The sequence below is a fragment of the Bacillus sp. FSL K6-1106 genome, assembly GCF_038005245.1.
Taxonomy (GTDB): domain Bacteria; phylum Bacillota; class Bacilli; order Bacillales; family Bacillaceae; genus Bacillus; species Bacillus altitudinis.
On record NZ_JBBOSV010000001.1, the window covers coordinates 1669825 to 1687399 of the forward strand.

Below are 17575 nucleotides of genomic sequence, written 5' to 3' on the forward strand. Positions count from 1 at the left end.
CTTCTCATTATATACGAACAAACGTTCTAAATCAACCTAAAAAAGGAACATTTGTTCGATTATTTTTTCTAAAAAAAGAACAGCTCATTCACTGCTCTCTTCATACCCGTATTTCTCCATTTCTTGATAAATATCTTTTAATTTCGGATTGCCCTCTCCTACAATTTGATCCTCAACAAGGACAAGCGGATAAAAGAATTCATCATCAAGAATTCGTTCAGATAATTCTTTTTGGCGTTCGTTTTCAGGCGGGTGCTCAATATCGATATATGTGATGCGAAACGGCTGATTTGGATATTTTCGTTTTAATGCTACATCTAGCCACTCAAATGTATCTTTTGAAGAAGGCAGATTCACGCAGCTAGCGCACAGGACATCTCTTCCATATACATAAAGGTCAACGGTTTTGTTCATTTGACAAGCCCCCCATTCTTTCTTTATTTTAGCTGAATTTTCTGTATGAAAAAAGTCAAAATCACTTTTTGTTTCAAGATGAGATTGTGCTATAATGAGAAGGAAACTTTGAAACCAATCAATAGATTTTTATCGTCCAGATGAATATAATGGTGATATGTTGTGAAAGGAGCGATTATATCTAATGACTGAAGTCGAAATGAAAGACCAAGTACAGGAAGTACTGGACAAACTTCGTCCATTTCTATTACGTGATGGTGGAGACTGTGAGCTTGTAGACATTGAAGATGGCATTGTGAAATTACGCCTTCTTGGTGCATGCGGCAGCTGCCCAAGTTCAACCATTACATTGAAAGCCGGTATTGAGCGCGCATTATTAGAAGAAGTACCTGGCGTCGTAGAAGTTGAACAGGTTTTCTAATTCATATATGACATGAAAACGGCCCTTACTGGGCCGTTTTTTAATTGTTGACAAAGGGCTAATTTTAGCCCTTTGTCTTGTTTTCAGTGTGATAGAAAACCTTTGCAGTCTAGGAAGGACGAGTACTGGCGCGGAGCGAATTTGACATTCGTGAGCACCGGAACGCAGGACTGACACCGAATGCGAGGGTTTGTCTACACGCTGAAACGACCCAATCAGGGCCGTTTTTTAATTAGGATAACTTCTCTCTAAACCATTCTTGAATAAAGGTCAGTCTTTGAATACGCTGCCCAGGGTGGCCGCTTCTCGATAAATCATGAGAGGCCTTCGGGAATTTGACTAATCTCGTGTCTTTTCCAAGCTCCTTTAATGCCACAAAAAGCTGTTCTCCTTGATCGACTGGGCAGCGGTAGTCTTCATCACTGTGCAGGATCAGAAGCGGTGTATTCACCTGTTTTACATACTTTAGCGGCGAACGATCCCATAGCTTATCAACAGAGTCATAAATATCCCCATCAATCTGCCATTTTGTAAAGAAATAACCGATATCACTGATGCCATAAAAGCTAATCCAATTTGAGATGGAACGCTGTGTAACAGCTGCACGGAAACGGTCTGTCTGTCCGACAATCCAGTTGGTCATAAAACCGCCATAGCTGCCGCCTGTTACGCCAAGCCTTGTTTCATCAAGAAAGTCATAGGCTTCGAGCACATGATCAACAGCCAGCATGACATCCTCATAATCAACATCACCATAGCTGTCTCTTACTCGGTCTGTAAACATCTGTCCGTATCCATGACTGCCATGAGGATTGATGTACACAATCGCATACCCTTCAGCGGCGAGCATTTGAAATTCATGAAAATACGTATGACCGTACATCGCATGCGGCCCGCCATGAATTTCTAAGATTAATGGATATGTCTTCCCCTCTTCCATCTGAGCAGGCTTCATCAACCAGCCATGTACAACGTCTCCTTCTTTTGACTGGAAAGAAATTGGTTCAGGTTCGGATATGACATGTTCCTTTAGAAAGTCATCATGCTCAAACGTGATTTGCTTGAGTGAGGATTCCCCTAAAGTCAGCTCATACAGTTCACTAGGCGAGACAGATGAAAGACGGCTGATCAGCATTTTTGATTCGTCTGGATGAAGACTGAAATTCGTCACATGTTCTGCCTCTAAACGAACGGGATAGGCTAAGCCTTCAATAGAGAAATAATAAATTCCGGTACTCCCTTGATCAGAAACAAGCGCATAAAACCCCTGACTATCCTTTGTCCATTGTGGAAGCTGATTGGCCTCACCCATAACACTATCCCCTGCCATACAGTTTCCTACATACATATCGAGCATTTCTGACAATTGAACGGTCTTTTTCTCCTTCAGGTCATGCAGCCACAATGACAGGATGGTCGCATTTTCAAATTCACGTTCGTGTCCAATGTACAAAAGGCTTTCTCCATTTGGAGAAAATGATACAGTCGTGTAAGCGCCTGTTGATTGGGTGATTTTCTTGGATGTACCGTCCTCTAAGGAAAGGAGACAGATATCACTTATGTAAAACGTCTGAGGATTTGATTGAATATACGCAAGCCACTTCCCGCAAGGAGAGATGACATGATTCACATGATGATGGGGCTCACTCGTAACCACCTCTACCTCGCCGGAACGGACATCGATTTTTACAATTTGCGTCAGACGCCCGTCTAAAAAGCCTCTGCCATCTGCTTTATAAGTCAAATCATCATATACGGCCGGAGCAAAGTCATCGCACTCTTCCTTTTTTTCATCATGAACAGATTCTTCTTGTTTTAATGAGACCGCTGCATAAATAAAAGCTCCATCCGGTGAAAATACAGGTTGAGAGACGCCGTAAGGAATATTCGTTAAGGTACGAATTCCGCCGCCATCGCTCTGAATAAGTGCGAGCTGAGGGACTTCCTTTGGCTTCTGCAAAATAAACGCAAGCTGCTTTCCGTCTTTTGACCATGTTGGCTGATGATGCTTCCCATCATCAAATGTCCATTGAGACAGCTCCCCTGTCTCTTCATCTCGAACCCATAAATGAATATTGTAATCATCCTTTTTTTCATTCACCGTTACTTTTGTAAAAACAGCCTTTTTTCCATCTGGTGAATAAACTGGATGAGAAACAGACACGATTTGTGTTAAATCCTCTGCTGTTATCAATTTCTTCATCAATTGATCGCCCCCTTTTATGTATCAAAAAATAGTTCGCTTCTCTAAATAATAATCCCTGCTTTTGTTATGAAAAACAAGAAAAAGAACGTGCGTCTTCACAGCACGTTCTTCATTTGATTCACAGAATGATGCTCGACGACGACACCTTCTACCGGCACCGTCAGCACATCCACTTCACAATGCGGGAAATTTTGAGCAAGCTGCTTTTTCAGCGCTTCTCCCTTCCCTTTTTCCACTAAGGTCAAAATAGTCGGCCCAGCACCACTTAATGCCGTTCCATACGCGCCTTTTAATGAAGCAACGTGCTCCACCTTGGACAACTCTGGGACAAGCATCGTGCGGTATGGCTGATGAAATAAATCTTTATTCATCATTTCCCCTACAAGCGGCCAGTTCTGCGTCATTAAGGCGGCGACAAGGACGTTACTCACTGCACTCGCACTTACGGCCTGTTTATAGGAAAAATCCTCTGGCAGGACATCACGGGCATCCTTTGTGAGCACTTCATAAAAAGGAATCACGACGACGACATCTACATCCACATGCTGCACTTTAACGGCATGTGTCTTGTCTTCTTCATGAAGACCGATGAGTAAACCACCGAATAAAGAGGCACCCGCATTATCTGGATGACCTTCTACCTCACTTGCAAAAAAGAGCTTCTGATCATCGGTCATCTTTAATTCAAGCAACTGATTGGCGAGCTCAATAGCGGCGACAATGGCAGCAGCGCTGCTACCCAGCCCCCTTGCTAATGGAATATCACTCCACACTTTGACATGAACAGGCGGGAGTGTTTTTCCAAAGTCATCTGCGACCTTTTTAGCTGTTTGGTAGATCAGGTTATCGGTGCCTGATGGAATACCAGACACGACATCTGTTTCTGCTTCAAACAGCCAGCTATCATGGTCATAGACCGATAGCTTTAAATAGCGGCTGAGCGCCATTCCGACTGAGTCAAAGCCTGGTCCTAAGTTGGCAGTGCTTCCCGGTACTGTGATTGAAAAAAGCATGGAGGCGTTACTCATACGCGTGCGGCCTTTTCTAAATGTTCCAGAATTTGATCTTCATCTGCATCCAGCGTGACCGGTTTGATGTGTGAAATATCAATCGCCGTATTCGGATCTTTTAATCCGTTTCCTGTCAGTACAGCGACGACTTTACTGCCTGGCTTAATTTCTCCAGATTTCACTTGTTTGAGTACACCTGCAATTGATGCACAAGAGCCTGGCTCTGCAAACACACCTTCTTCACGTGCGATCAATTGATAGGCATGAAGAATTTCTTCATCTGTCACTTCATCAATTTTCCCGTTTGATTCATCTGCCGCTGCTACAGCTTGCTTCCAGCTTGCAGGGTTTCCGATGCGAATGGCTGTTGCGACTGTTTCTGGCTGCTCAATGACTTCATTTCTAACGATGGCTGCAGCTCCTTCTGCTTCAAAACCACGCATGACTGGCAGTCCCGTGCCTTTTTTCTCATGATATTCTTTGAAACCTTTCCAGTACGCTGTAATATTCCCCGCATTTCCAACAGGAATCGCCAGTACGTCCGGTGCGGAGCCTAGCTGCTCACAGATTTCAAATGCCGCTGTTTTTTGTCCTTCAATTCGGTATGGATTGACGGAGTTAACAAGTGCAATCGGTGCTTTTTCACAGATGCTGCGGACAATTTTCAGCGCATCATCAAAGTTGCCGTCAATGGCAATGATCTCTGCTCCGTACATGACAGCCTGCGCCAGCTTACCGAAAGCAATTTTTCCATCTGGAATGATGACAATACATTTCATATCAGCGCGCGCCGCATAAGCTGCTGCTGCTGCAGACGTATTCCCTGTCGATGCACACATGATCGTATCATTGCCTTCTTCTTTTGCCTTTGCGACGGCCATGACCATCCCGCGATCCTTAAAAGAACCTGTAGGGTTGACGCCTTCTGTTTTCACATGAAGTTCAATACCAAGCTTTTCAGATAGCTTTGCGAGATGAATCAGCGGTGTGTTTCCTTCATTTAATGTTAGTTTAGGTGTGTGTTCGTTTACTGGTAAAAATTCTTGAAATTCTTCAATGAGTCCATTCCACTTCATCAGCTTAAACCGTTCCCTTCTACTCGGTACGTGCTCTTCACTTGAACCACCACGTCGAGATCGTTTAATGTTTGCAGGATATTTGAGAAATCTTCTTCTGATGTCTGATGTGTAATAATCACAATTTCAGCCAGCTCATCATGCCCTTTGACAGGAAGCTGAAGGATCTTTTCAAAGCTGATGCCTCTTTCAGAAAAAATCGATGTAATGCGGGAGAAAGCTCCGACTTGATCTCTCACATGTATTCTTAAAAATTGCTGAGCAAATACTTCGGATGATGATTTGATTTTCTTCTCAAATTGCGGTGCAATAAATCCACTGCCATTCACACCAAGACGCATGTTTTTCATAACAGCGACTAAATCTGAGACAACAGCTGTTGCCGTTGGCAGGCTGCCTGCTCCAGGCCCGTAAAACATCGTTTCTCCGACAGCACTTCCGTAAACATAGACAGCATTAAATTCATTGTTGACGGAAGATAACGGGTGATGATCAGGAAGTAAAGTTGGCTGTACGCTGACCTCCACTTTCTCTCCGTCCCTTTGGGCAATTCCAATCAACTTCATTGTATAGCCAAAACGTTTACTGAAATTAATGTCCTCGTCCGAGATGTCCGAGATGCCTTTCACTTTCACATCCTCTAAGTCTACATTCATGGAAAAGCCGAGTCTTGCCAGAATGGCCATCTTTCTTGCCGCATCCAGTCCTTCTACATCCGCCGTCGGATCTGCTTCTGCAAAGCCAAGATCCTGCGCTTCTTTTAATACATCTTCATACGCACTTTTATCGACATTCATTTTTGTTAAAATAAAGTTCGTTGTCCCGTTCACGATTCCCATCATTTTTGTGATGCGGTCAGAGGCTAAACCTTCCTCTAGTGTACGCAAAATCGGAATCCCACCTGCGACACTCGCTTCATAGTAAAGGTCACAGCCGTTTTCTTTTGCTACATGTAAAAGCTCTGTGCCATATAGCGCCATTAAATCCTTATTGGCTGTAATCACATGCTTCTTCTCATTTAGTGCATCTATTAAATATTGTTTTGTCTCTTCAATGCCGCCCATCACTTCAATAATGACGTCGATCTCTGGATCTCGAATCACATCGTATACTTCAGTTGTGAAGACCTCTCTTGCCACATCCACATCTCTTTTTTTATCGGGATTGCTCACAAGCACTTTTTGTATTAATACCGGACAGCCGATCTGGTGCATTAATTTATCCTGATGATCTTGAATAATCTTAACGACACCGCTCCCCACTGTTCCTAATCCTAGTAGTCCAACTCGAATTGCCTTCACCTGAAATTCCACCTTTCTCCGTAAATGTCCTCTCTAAAAAGACATTTGTTAACCTAACACAGACATTCAATGTACACACATTATAAAGGGGTATCCTCATTTTGACAAGGTAATAAAATAAGAGAATATGAGAATGAAACCGCTTAACAGCTATTTATATCAAGATTCTATATTTTCAAAATATTTTTGTGAGAAAAGCTCCCGAAGCCGGGAAGCTTGAGATTACGCCTGAACTGGCGTTTTGGCTTGCTGATCTTGCAGGACAAGCGCAATATTTTCAGCACATAATTGCATCATGTTTTTTCTCGTTTCAACACTTGCACTTCCGATATGAGGAAGCACTGTCACATTTGGTAATGTCGTTAACGGGTGATCTGGGCTGACTGGTTCTTTGCTAAATACATCCAGACCTGCTCCTGCAATTTTTCCTGTCGTGACAGCATCATATAAAGCATCTTCGTCTACCGTCTGCCCTCTGGAAACGTTGATGAAGTAAGCCGTGTTCTTCATCTGCTCAAATGCTTTCTTATTAAACATTTCTTTCGTTTCAGGCGTTAAAGGCGTCAAACAAACGATGAAATCAGACTGCGTAAGCAGCTCATCAAATGCGACATAGGCCACACCTAGCTGCGCTTCTGCTTCTGGCTTTCTTGAACGATTATGATAAAGAACATGCATATCAAAACCTTTTGCCCGTTTGGCAAGTGCGGTTCCAATACTGCCCATTCCGACAATCCCTAACGTTTTATGATGCACATCAGCACCGGCTAGAAGAAGCGGCCCCCAGCCTGTCCAGTTCCCATCCTTAATCCAATCACTCGCTTCGACAATTCGTCTTGCTGACGCCATCAAAAGCGCAAAAGCTAAATCAGCCGTCGATTCTGTTAAAACGTCCGGTGTATGACATACCGTGATCCCGTGCTTTTTAGCTGCCTTTAGATCAATATTGTCATAGCCGACCGCGAGATTCGCGACCACTTTTAGATTTGGAGCATTTGATAAAAGTGCCTCATCTACTTGATCTGACAGCATCGTGAGCAGCCCATCTGCTTGAGCCGCTTGTTTTTCTAACTCTTCTCTTGGACACGGCTCATCCTCGCTCGTCCACATGTCAATATGAGCGACTTCTTTTAATGGTGTAAGTGTTGTTTCATCAAGCTTTCTTGTGATATAAACATAAGGTTTCGTCAAGAAGAACACTCCTTTGGTTGATTTCTTTAAGCATAACGAAAAACGCCTCAAGAGAAAAGAGACGTTTCGTCTGTTCACTGAAACTTCAAATCAGCGGATTGATGAATCCATCCAACAGGAGGAATGAGATGCCCACCGCTGCGCATGGCACTCAATTCTTGAAACACCTTGAGAAAATATTCGTAGCGGTTCGCATCATTTAAAACGTAATCTAATCGTTCTTCATAATAAGATTTTTCATTTTCTCCTGACATATAATAACCTTCGACAATTTCAAAATAATGAAGCGGAAACAGAAGACGGCTGTACAGCAGACGCTTTGAAAATGATGAAAGAGGCGTAACCTGCTCATATTGCTGCAAAAAGGAAAATCCCTCTTCAATTAAATCCTCCTTATGCTTGACAAAGGTTTCTCTTAAATATTCCGCAATATCTCTTGTTGGATGGTCAAATACCCAGTCAACAGGTAAACGAAGCGGCTGCTCATGTGGCCAGGTCATACGTGAAAAGCGTTGATGACAAACAGTTCCTGAATCACATTCTTTTGGTTCATCATCAAGCTCTGTATCCACTAAATATTGAATGGCATTTTCCGTTAATCCGAGATAATACGGAAAGGATTCAATAAATTTCTTTTCAAATCGTTCAAGTGGTTTTTGATGCATTTGCTGCATCCAAAAGCCTTCCAGCTGGTCTAACCGTTTTGCCCATAATTCCTTCCAAGCTCCGACACGTTTTGTTTCAGACACCTCATAAGGAAACCCTCTCCCCCTGACATGAAAGGCCGCCAGCTCTGATGCGTGCTGAAATGAGCGGCTTGTGACCCGCGGTGCTGCCTTTAATAGAGCGTACAGTTCTTTTCCATGGGTAAAAGTCGGTTTCTCTTCGTTTGTTAATTCAAACACGGCAACGTATGGGTCACCGTCATTCAGTAAATACTGACTGATATGATAAAGCTCTGTGAGTTCTTCTTCTCGCAAATGAGACACGGGAACAATGATGAAGAGAGCTTTCGCCGTTTGAAAGCTCTGATAACTGCCATATGGCATAAATTGACGCACATCAATACCAAATGTGTGATAAATGGTTTCTTTCATGATTTCACCTGCGTTCATAAAATCAGTCTCTTATCATATCGTAGTCGCAGGTTGAGGGATTTATGAATACTATTTACTATCCGAAGCTATTTCACACGTTGTGGACAAATTACGAGGATTGGGTGAGGAACATGCCGCATCATCATGAGATGAACGAAGTAGAAAAAACAGCAAGACGCCGTTTACAAGAACGAGGCGTAACCATTCAAGATATAGCAGACCTTGTCTTCTTTTTACAGGAAAAATATCATCCTGGCTTAGACATGACAGAGTGCATCCACAATGTGGAACGTGTCATCGCAAAACGTGAAGTCCAAAATGCCATCTTAACAGGCGTTGAACTAGATGTTCTCGCTGAGCAAAAAAAGCTGACAGAACCGCTGCAATCCATTCTTGAAACAGATGAAAGTCTATATGGTGTGGATGAAATTTTATCCTTTGCCATCGTTAATATTTATGGCTCCATCGGCTTTACGAATTACGGATATATCGATAAAGAAAAACCAGGGATTCTTGGGAAACTCAACGATAAATCCTCAGGCGAATGCCACACCTTTTTAGATGACATTGTCGGTGCTATTGCTGCGGCAGCATCAAGCAGACTGGCACATAGTGCGAGAAATGCAGAATAAAACACAAAAGAGGACGTGCGTCTGACGCTTGTCCTCTTTTCATTAAGATAATCGTTCAATCCACTCAGATAATGAATCAATGACATAGGTTGGCTGTTTGTCATATTTCTGAAGCAGCTCTTTTGTCGTGACGCCTGTATGGACAAGCAGTGTATCCATCCCTGCATTCATCCCTGCCATAATATCGGTATCATAGTTATCGCCCACCATGAGCGTCTCTGACACATCTGTCCCGAGCACCCGCATGGCCTGTTCCATAATGATAGACTCTGGCTTCCCGATAAATGTTGGCTGCACTGTTGTCGTAACCGTCAGCACAGATGTTAACGATCCATTTCCAGGTAACAGCCCTCTTTCTGTCGGAATGGCAATATCTCCATTTGTTGAAACAAATTGTGCACCTTGACGGATCGCAATGGCTCCTACCGCTAGTTTTTCATATGTAATACTGCGGTCTATTCCAACGACAACGAAATCAGCGTCTTCTTGACCAAACGACAGTCCTTTTTCTTCGATGGCCTGCTGAATGCCTTCTTCTCCGATCACATACACCGAGGCATCTTTCTTTTGTTCTGCGATATAGTTTGCCGTCGCCATACTGGTTGTAAAGACTTGGTCTTCCGTTGCTGGAATATCGAATGAAACCAGTTTTTCTGCTACTTGCTTCGGCGTGCGTGAAGAGTTATTCGTGACAAACAAATAAGGGATGTTCAACTCATTTAACTTGTGAACAAATTGCCCCGCCTCTTCGATCTTTTCTGTTCCTTTATACATCGTCCCGTCTAAATCAATTAAATAGCCTTTGTATTTCATGCTGCTTACAACTCCACTGGTTTATTTAAACGCTGATACTGGTCCAAGCTCCTGCTCCAAGTAAGTGCGAATTCGATTCGGGAAGACTTGCAGCGCCTGTTCTACCTCACTGATGACCTGCAACAAATCGTGATGAACCACTTCTTGGTATTGCTGAACAAGTGTTTTACGGCACGAGACCAGTTTTTTCAGGTGAGTGCCTTCTTCTGTTGGTACAACTTTTTCGTCCACAAGAATATCCATGATGTCGTCATAGCTTCCTGGGTCCCGCATGATAAAGCCGTCAATCATATCATTTCCTGTATCAAGAATACATTCGACGAGCAAATGAACAATTCGTTCCAGCGCTTTTTTTTCTAAAGGGCTTGACCATGTTTGATGACTGCGCATCAAATTATATTGCTCCTCAAAAAAACGTAATGTCTCTTCAATCTTCTTTCTGTCTACGAAATACATCATGACGCTCCCCTTTGCGTTATTTTCTAATCCGCTTTAAGACAAAATAGGCACAGCCAAAATTACAGTATTCATAAATGTATTCATCGAGTGTACTGATTTTTGTATCGAATGTGGCCTTTTGGTTTTGGTCATCAAAGAACCCCTTCAGCCTAAGCTGGTTATAGCCCCAATCCCCCACAATATAATCATACTTATTTAAAATATCTGAGTACCTTGCTTTAAACGCTTCCTCATCAAAGCCGTCTTTGATTTCTCTGACAAGATCAAAGGTAGCATTCTGAATGACGATCATCTTCTCACCTCTTTTTAAACGATCCACCTTTAATGATAATTCATTGGAACAACTCCATCAATTGCTAAAGCATGTTTTTTCCGATTTAGCCGAAGCTAAAGAAAAAAGGAGGTCACATTTATGATGAAACAACTGACAGCCACTATTCTCCTATGCATGCTTTTAGGCGGGTGCGGCTTTCAATCCGGCATGAACCGGCAAGTGGATGAAGATTCTTCCAGTAAGACAATTCGCCTGTCTGATCGTCATGAAGGAAATAATTCCAACATGCCAGAAGCAGATACGAATCGAGCAGGCTATGTTCGTTATCAGCGCCAGCAAGTAACCGATCAGAAGGAAAGAACCCCTGCTTTAAATCGTGAGCATCTTGCCCACGTGATTACAAGTTTAGCCATTCAGCTGCCAAATATAAAGGATGCAGCAACACTTGTCACAGACGAGGATGCCCTCATTGTGTATCGAACAGGCAACAAAAAACGAGATGAATCAGCCGATCAAGTGAAAAAAACAGCGGTTTCTGTTCTCCCTCGTTATTATCATGTGTACGTCTCTGATAACCCAGAGCACTTTCAATCCATTGCCAATTTTTCACGTCTTCAAACCAACTCACGTGATTTTGATCAAATTTTAACGAAAACGATTCAACAAATGAAATACTCTCCTCAAGGCGGAGATATTTCAACGAAAGAAGATGCCAATGGCATGACGAATTCCGATCGGACCATGAGACGAAACGCACCTTACGGCCAAAATTAATACGAGAAAAAACGCCAGAGAGCTCTGGCGTTTTCTTTGTTATGCTTGCGCCTGACGCTTCTTAGACGCTTCGTTTACTTGTTCGTCTGCATGATAAGAAGAACGGACAAGCGGTCCAGCTTCACAGTGGCTAAAGCCTTTTGACATGGCAATTTCCTTCAGCTCTGCAAACTCATCTGGATGGTAGTATTTTTGCACTTTCAAATGCTTTTTCGAAGGCTGTAAATACTGACCAATTGCCATGATGTCGACGTTATTGGCAAGAAGATCATCCATGACTTCAATGATTTCTTCCTTCGTTTCACCAAGTCCAATCATAATGCTTGATTTCGTTGGAATGTCAGGCTGCATTTCTTTTGCACGACGCAAGAATTCCAATGAACGATCGTATGTAGCCCGTGCACGAACTCTTGGTGTTAACCTGCGAACTGTTTCAATATTGTGATTTAAAATATCAGGGCGTGTATCCATTAACGTTTTCAAATTATCATAATTGCCACCCATGTCTGAAGGGAGAACTTCAATTGTTGTGAATGGACTTTTTCTTCTAATGGCACGAACAGTTTCAGCAAATACGCCTGCTCCGCCATCTTTTTGATCATCCCTTGCAACCGCTGTTATCACAGCGTGCTTTAAATTCATCAAAGCCACTGAATCTGCCACGCGTTCTGGCTCTTGCAAGTCTAACTCAGTAGGAAGTCCGGTTTTCACCGCACAGAAACGGCATGCGCGCGTACAAACAGATCCGAGGATCATAAATGTAGCAGTTCTTCTCACTGCCCAGCATTCGTGAATATTCGGACATTTCGCTTCCTCACAAACGGTATGCAGGTTGTTTTCCCGCATCATTTTTTTCAAACCGGTATAGTTTTCATTCGTATTCAGCTTAATTTTAAGCCAGTCCGGTTTTCTTACGTGCTCTTCCTTCTTTGCCAATTCCATCATCTCCATATGAATTCGTTAAAGGTGCATATACAATCATCTTCCTGCTATATACGATGGATGCAGCTGTTGCCGCAAAAAAATGAATCTTCGGCCTAAGGCCTTTTCTTTAGACACTTTAACATAGTACAGATTGAACAACAAGGGAATGAGCTGCAAAAATACCCAAAAGCCTCCTAAAATAACAGAAGAAAATTACTAACATTTTCTTCTTATGAAATAACGTGATCAAACCACACTAAACGGTAGAAGGTATGTTCGAAGAAAGGAGATGGACGTTTGTGAAGGTGGTTTTAGCGATCATCATCGCTCTTTCAATGATTCCCGCATCAGTCCATGCACAAGGGGCAAACAAGCAGCCCGATGAATTAAAACAGCGAATGGCACTGTATGAAAAGATCGCCATCACCACACAGGTCCCGTGGTATGTACTTGCTGCGGTTGATCAGTATGAACACAATATACGCAAAAGCAGAAGAGATTTACCAAAACAAACAGGTGTGATTGGCATCTACATTCCCCGGGAAATGTGGATGGGACCAGAAAATCCCAATAAGCAGGATACCTCTCCATTAAGCATTAAAGTGTTCGACGGTATTGGGCTTGATGGTAATGGGGATGGAAAAGCGGAAATCGATAACGATGAAGATGTCCTGTTCACGTTTGCTCAATACTTGCTCCATTACGGCAGCAGCATCGATCAATTAAAAATTGCGCTGTGGGATTATTACGGACGCGATCAAACCGTTGGAATCATTTCATCTTTTATGAAGCTCTATAAGCATTACGGCCATCTTGACCTTGGAAAGCATGCATTTCCTCTTCCGGTTGGCGCTGACTACAGCTACAGGAGTACATGGGGTGATGCGAGAGGCTTTGGAGGCAGAAGAATTCATGAGGGCACTGATCTTTTTGCTCATTACGGTCTTCCTGTTCGTGCGACATCGTACGGCGTGATTGAAATGAAAGGCTGGAATCGCTTTGGCGGCTGGCGGATCGGCATTCGAGATATTCACAATCATTATCATTATTTTGCCCACTTAAATGGCTTTGCAAAAGGACTCAAAGCTGGGCAGATTGTAGAACCTGGTCAAGTCATCGGATCAGTCGGAAGCTCCGGTTACGGTCCACCTGGCACAGCAGGAAAATTCCCGCCGCACCTTCATTACGGCATGTATAAAGACAATGGACGAACTGAATGGTCGTTTGATCCTTATCCTCATTTAAGGGCATGGGAAAGAGCCGAGCGGAAACGTCGATAAATAAAAGGAGAAGTTTAGCGATACCGCTTGCTTCTCCTTTTGATATGTATCAACATTTCCCCGGTCATCACTTGTCTACTGTTACTGCTTATGCTTCTCTTTCAATCCTAAAACTAAAAAAAGAATACCCATGAGGAAAAAAAGGAGATACACAACTGTTACTTCAAGTGGAATCATGTCAAACATCCCTCTAAATAAGTCGACACTCAAACTGTCACTCCCAGCTAATAATATCGATGCTGACATATACTTAGCACTAAATACAATGGCAAATACTAAAAAACAAAACCCGCTTACATGAATTTTCTTCATATCAATCAAATCCTCTTCTCACTTTCATAACAGACGATCGTGAAAAATCAGTCTTCAGGATAGCTTCCACTATTCAGAAAAGGAAAACAATGAACATTTATCATGGCACGTGATCCGTATGGAATCAAGTGGTTAATTAGGATAAGATGAACAGATCACATGAAAAAAAGTCTAAGCATGGCAGCCAATGAAAGATTACTTCACAAAGAGTTAGGGGGTTGTTTTTTGAAAAGAGGAATGACTTTTACCATTCCAAATGAATACGGAGTCTTCCTTGGAGAAGTGCTAAAACCGATCGACATCACCAAATTCAGCTGGCGAATCGATACCGAAGACTCGAATATACTGTTGATGGCCAAAAAGATGAAGAACTTTTTCCTGAAGGTAAAACAGAAATGGACGGTATAGAACTCAAACACCTCATTGAAAACAAGACGTATTATATGATTTTCGCCGATTTACAAGCATATCCAAAAGGGACATTGACTCATATTAAGACCTATGAAGAATTTATTGAAAGCCAATGCGAGCTTGTTCTTTTAGTGGCCGATTGCTCCTATGTCACGATCTATTGCAAAAATAAGGGAACACTCGAATGGCTATACAAGAATGCAGTTGAATGTGGATTTGAAGACGTGACCTATATCACCGATGAAAATGATGCAAGGACAAGACTGTCTGTTTCGTAACAACAAAACGTTCATCACAAAAACACTATATGCAATCACAGTGTATGAAAAAAACAGCCCAATCCGTCCATTGGGCTGTTATTCTTTCTTCTCCTTTTTTTCTGGCAGAACAATCGATGGAGCGCCTGAATTTGTTCCGCTGCCATTATAATAATCTGGGACATCTCCTTGAACGGCTTGAATGGAGACAGGCACGGAGTTTTTGACGACGATGGTTTCTGAGGCGAATGGGATGATGACTCTCACCTTCACCTCAATGAGCACACTAATATCAATCAAGGCATTGTTGATGCCATAAGGCTTAATGTTTTTTTCAACGTCCGTATGCGGGTCACCAATGACACTGAAGCGTACAGGTACTTTTGGTCCTAGGTTGGCGATAAGTGCATTTCCGGACGCTTGCCCAAGCGGAATGTTATATATAATGCCGTCATGTCCATCTGTTTGATCCTTTAATGCTTCTTTTGCCTCTTTTTGAAAATTCCCCTTTTCAATGTCCTCTAGATTTTTTTGAAGGTGACGTGACAGGTCAGCCATTGCTTTCGATGTTGCTTGCGCATTGAAGTCGATAGTTGTCACTTTTCCGTTCTCACTTGTATTCATCACAACCATATCTTTCATATTCTCCTGATCATCTGCAAAATCCTGAACAGAATATTGGATGAGATGATTGGCGATTCGTTCTGTTTCTAGTTCAGCAATGTGAATCAAAGTCGGTTTAATGGAACGATTGATGAAGAATAGGCTAATGACAGTTGAGAGCACAAAAAATAATATGGCAAGCAGCATAACATAACGAAATGGCAGAGGGCCCTTTTTATAGGGGCGATAACGGCGGTTCAATCTCAATAAAAAATCCCCCCTTCTCCATTACAAGTGTATGCAGACAGGCGGGGGGATAGGAATCATCTGTTCATTTTATTTCACCATTTTTAATAATGCATCTCTTCCAATTGTGCCAGCATGAATGCCGAGCGACTCAGCGGCATATGTCACAGATTCTAAAGGTGCATCCAGCAATTGCTCGATGGTTCTTACACCGACTGCTCTTCCTGCGATGATTCCTCTATCTGCAAGCTTTTCATTTAGGAGCCCGACATCAAGTGCACCGCACATAATATAACCATGCTCATTTGTCACTGCCATGAAATTGGTCTTTGGCAGTTTGACGGTGACGGCTGTAAAGGAATGGCCATCAATTGTAATAGGTGTTAAATTCACCATATCCCTTCACTCCCTTCAACACAATCTATGTGAAGGGAGGGCAAGTGTTGTTAGGCTGGAGCGGATTTCACTTTGCGTCCTTCAATCGCCAGCTCAGGACATCACGTAAAAATTCCGGCATGAAATATTCAATGTGTTCATGGTCACGTATATGGGGAAAAAGAGAGCCAAGTGTATACATATCCACTGTGCCAACTGTATAGGAATCATCTTCTTTGACGAGTTGATCGTTTACATAGACCTCTTTTACTCGTTTGGCTTCGCCCTCTTCTAATGAATAAGTCAAACCGCTGTATAGCATTTTCCCCATCAGTTCGCCTCTAAATCCAAAGCCTTTGATGCGTAGTTGTTCCATTTTTTCTTCACAGCCACGAGACACTGTTTCGATCAATTGCTTCCCAGTAAGTGTCACCCGAATTGGATTAATGGGATGCGGGCATATCCGGTGAATGTCTTCTCTTGTGACGATGCCAGCCTCTAATGAATCAAGCACCATCCCAGCATTCATCATGCCGATATCTGCCACGCACCATTCTTTAATGGCATCTGTTAAAAGTTGCGGAAGCTGGGAGTCATCAAACCACTTTGTTTCGAGCTTTGATTTAATGGATGTCACTTTTTCCTGCATGAGTGACTTCGCTCGTCTTTCTGCTTTCTGTAAAGTCGTGATCGCTTCATCGGATTCACTGATCAGCTGGTCCACTGATTGCACCGTCGCTTTTTTCTCGATGAGCTCGCTACTCGCTGTGTCAATGGTCAGCTCGACACAGCCAATATAATGCCCATACTTTTCAGCACATGCAAGAAGAACGCCATTATCCATCTCGCCCTGTTCTAAAAGATGATGCGTATGTGAGCCTAAGATGATGTCGATTTCCGGGAAGTCATGGGCTACCTCTCGATCATGGATGATGCCTAGATGGGAAAGAAGAACAATGACATCGGCTTGTCCTTTCACTTCTTGTAGCATCTCCCGTATGCTCTCAAATGGGTCTGTAATGTCCCAGTCCAGCTTTTCATAGACAGGTGTATACGCAATGGTCACCCCTAAGACGGCGATCTTCAGTCCATTGTTCAACGTGATCACTTCATAAGGCTTTGCCCACGATGGTCTTTTGCCTTTTTCAAATAAATTAGATAAAATCACCGGTAATTGCGCGTCTTTGTACAATTGGTCGAGCTGCTCATGAGGCAACGTAATGCCTTCATTATTACCAATTGTGACTCCATCATAGCCAAGCTGATTGAGGAGTTTGACATTCACTTTTCCATAATCCGCTTCTGATACAAGGTTTACTCGATCCATATGATCGCCAATATCAAATAAGAGCATCTGATCGTGAACTTGACGCTTTTCTTCAATATAAGCTGCGATTTTTGGCCAGTTTTCAAAGTGGCTGTGCAAGTCGTTTGTATGATATAACCATAGCTTCTGCAGCATGTTGATCTCTCCCTCAAGTTGTCACTGAACCGTCTCG

Annotated in this window: 18 protein-coding genes and 2 pseudogenes; 5 read left to right on the plus strand and 15 right to left on the minus strand. The window is 42.7% G+C overall.

Going from position 1 to position 17575, the window contains the following annotated elements; translation table 11 throughout:
- Positions 1 to 84 precede the first annotated feature (84 nt).
- On the minus strand, positions 85 to 414 hold the full coding sequence (locus tag MHI20_RS08820) for a YuzD family protein (RefSeq protein ID WP_268372778.1): 330 nt from the start codon (positions 412 to 414) through the stop codon (positions 85 to 87).
- A gap of 121 nt (positions 415 to 535) precedes the next feature.
- On the opposite strand from MHI20_RS08820, the pseudogene MHI20_RS08825 reads away from it, so the two are divergent.
- A pseudogene (locus MHI20_RS08825) lies at positions 536 to 835 on the plus strand (NifU family protein).
- 232 nt (positions 836 to 1067) lie between these two features.
- Here MHI20_RS08825 and MHI20_RS08830 read toward each other — a convergent pair.
- The 6 genes from MHI20_RS08830 to yutH all read right to left on the minus strand — a co-directional run bounded on the left by MHI20_RS08830 (position 1068) and on the right by yutH (position 8734).
- Positions 1068 to 3038, minus strand: a complete 1971-nt coding sequence (locus MHI20_RS08830) for a S9 family peptidase (RefSeq protein ID WP_259253409.1) — start codon at positions 3036 to 3038, stop codon at positions 1068 to 1070.
- A 98-nt stretch (positions 3039 to 3136) separates the two neighbouring features.
- Positions 3137 to 4069, minus strand: a complete 933-nt coding sequence (gene thrB / locus MHI20_RS08835) for a homoserine kinase (protein ID WP_007500423.1) — start codon at positions 4067 to 4069, stop codon at positions 3137 to 3139.
- Positions 4066 to 5127: a threonine synthase gene (gene thrC, locus MHI20_RS08840; protein ID WP_048002236.1), complete on the minus strand. Its 1062-nt coding sequence runs from the start codon at positions 5125 to 5127 to the stop codon at positions 4066 to 4068. The genes thrB and thrC overlap by 4 nt, the downstream gene beginning before the upstream one ends.
- Positions 5127 to 6428, minus strand: coding sequence for a homoserine dehydrogenase (locus MHI20_RS08845; protein WP_024719752.1), 1302 nt, complete (start codon positions 6426 to 6428; stop codon positions 5127 to 5129). Before MHI20_RS08845 ends, thrC begins: the two co-directional genes overlap by 1 nt.
- 222 nt (positions 6429 to 6650) lie before the next feature.
- The gene (locus MHI20_RS08850) at positions 6651 to 7619 is read right to left on the minus strand and encodes a 2-hydroxyacid dehydrogenase (RefSeq protein ID WP_324657554.1); all 969 of its coding nucleotides are present in this window, start codon (positions 7617 to 7619) and stop codon (positions 6651 to 6653) included.
- A 74-nt stretch (positions 7620 to 7693) separates the two neighbouring features.
- Complete coding sequence (yutH, locus tag MHI20_RS08855; protein WP_041507724.1) at positions 7694 to 8734, minus strand: spore coat putative kinase YutH; 1041 nt, start codon at positions 8732 to 8734, stop codon at positions 7694 to 7696.
- 113 nt (positions 8735 to 8847) lie between these two features.
- On the opposite strand from yutH, the gene MHI20_RS08860 reads away from it, so the two are divergent.
- Entirely contained in the window at positions 8848 to 9348 is a 501-nt protein-coding gene (locus MHI20_RS08860) for a phosphatidylglycerophosphatase A family protein (protein ID WP_024719755.1), read from the plus strand.
- Positions 9349 to 9390: 42 nt separating this feature from the next.
- On the opposite strand, the gene MHI20_RS08865 is transcribed toward MHI20_RS08860, so the two are convergent.
- From MHI20_RS08865 to MHI20_RS08875, 3 genes are read right to left on the minus strand one after another with little or no spacing between them, the layout of a single operon-like run.
- A complete protein-coding gene (locus tag MHI20_RS08865; protein WP_056702655.1) occupies positions 9391 to 10161 on the minus strand; it encodes a TIGR01457 family HAD-type hydrolase in 771 nt (256 codons plus the stop codon).
- 21 nt (positions 10162 to 10182) lie between these two features.
- Positions 10183 to 10617, minus strand: coding sequence for a DUF86 domain-containing protein (locus MHI20_RS08870; RefSeq protein ID WP_017367989.1), 435 nt, complete (start codon positions 10615 to 10617; stop codon positions 10183 to 10185).
- Between the two features lie 19 nt (positions 10618 to 10636).
- Positions 10637 to 10912 carry a YutD family protein gene (locus MHI20_RS08875; RefSeq protein WP_008346837.1) on the minus strand — a complete coding sequence of 92 codons (276 nt, stop codon included), beginning with the start codon at positions 10910 to 10912 and terminating at the stop codon, positions 10637 to 10639.
- A gap of 120 nt (positions 10913 to 11032) precedes the next feature.
- On the opposite strand from MHI20_RS08875, the gene MHI20_RS08880 reads away from it, so the two are divergent.
- Positions 11033 to 11668 (plus strand): YhcN/YlaJ family sporulation lipoprotein, encoded by a 636-nt coding sequence (locus MHI20_RS08880; protein WP_259253412.1) that lies wholly within the window; start codon positions 11033 to 11035, stop codon positions 11666 to 11668.
- 39 nt (positions 11669 to 11707) lie between these two features.
- On the opposite strand, the gene lipA is transcribed toward MHI20_RS08880, so the two are convergent.
- Positions 11708 to 12604: a lipoyl synthase gene (gene lipA / locus MHI20_RS08885; protein ID WP_008360456.1), complete on the minus strand. Its 897-nt coding sequence runs from the start codon at positions 12602 to 12604 to the stop codon at positions 11708 to 11710.
- A gap of 323 nt (positions 12605 to 12927) precedes the next feature.
- Here lipA and MHI20_RS08890 point away from each other — a divergent pair, with 323 nt between their 5' ends.
- Positions 12928 to 13872, plus strand: a complete 945-nt coding sequence (locus MHI20_RS08890) for a M23 family metallopeptidase (protein ID WP_226650614.1) — start codon at positions 12928 to 12930, stop codon at positions 13870 to 13872.
- 81 nt (positions 13873 to 13953) lie between these two features.
- On the opposite strand, the gene MHI20_RS08895 is transcribed toward MHI20_RS08890, so the two are convergent.
- The gene (locus MHI20_RS08895; protein WP_259253413.1) at positions 13954 to 14184 is read right to left on the minus strand and encodes a hypothetical protein; all 231 of its coding nucleotides are present in this window, start codon (positions 14182 to 14184) and stop codon (positions 13954 to 13956) included.
- Positions 14185 to 14409: 225 nt separating this feature from the next.
- Between MHI20_RS08895 and MHI20_RS08900 the strand changes: the two are divergent.
- Positions 14410 to 14873: pseudogene (locus MHI20_RS08900) on the plus strand (DUF2691 family protein).
- A 78-nt stretch (positions 14874 to 14951) separates the two neighbouring features.
- On the opposite strand, the gene yunB reads toward MHI20_RS08900, so the two are convergent.
- The 3 genes from yunB to MHI20_RS08915 all read right to left on the minus strand — a co-directional run bounded on the left by yunB (position 14952) and on the right by MHI20_RS08915 (position 17538).
- The gene (gene yunB / locus MHI20_RS08905; protein ID WP_007500406.1) at positions 14952 to 15722 is read right to left on the minus strand and encodes a sporulation protein YunB; all 771 of its coding nucleotides are present in this window, start codon (positions 15720 to 15722) and stop codon (positions 14952 to 14954) included.
- 69 nt (positions 15723 to 15791) lie between these two features.
- Positions 15792 to 16097 (minus strand): YunC family protein, encoded by a 306-nt coding sequence (locus MHI20_RS08910; RefSeq protein ID WP_007500404.1) that lies wholly within the window; start codon positions 16095 to 16097, stop codon positions 15792 to 15794.
- 67 nt (positions 16098 to 16164) lie between these two features.
- Positions 16165 to 17538, minus strand: a complete 1374-nt coding sequence (locus tag MHI20_RS08915) for a bifunctional metallophosphatase/5'-nucleotidase (RefSeq protein ID WP_340937635.1) — start codon at positions 17536 to 17538, stop codon at positions 16165 to 16167.
- Positions 17539 to 17575: the final 37 nt, after the last annotated feature.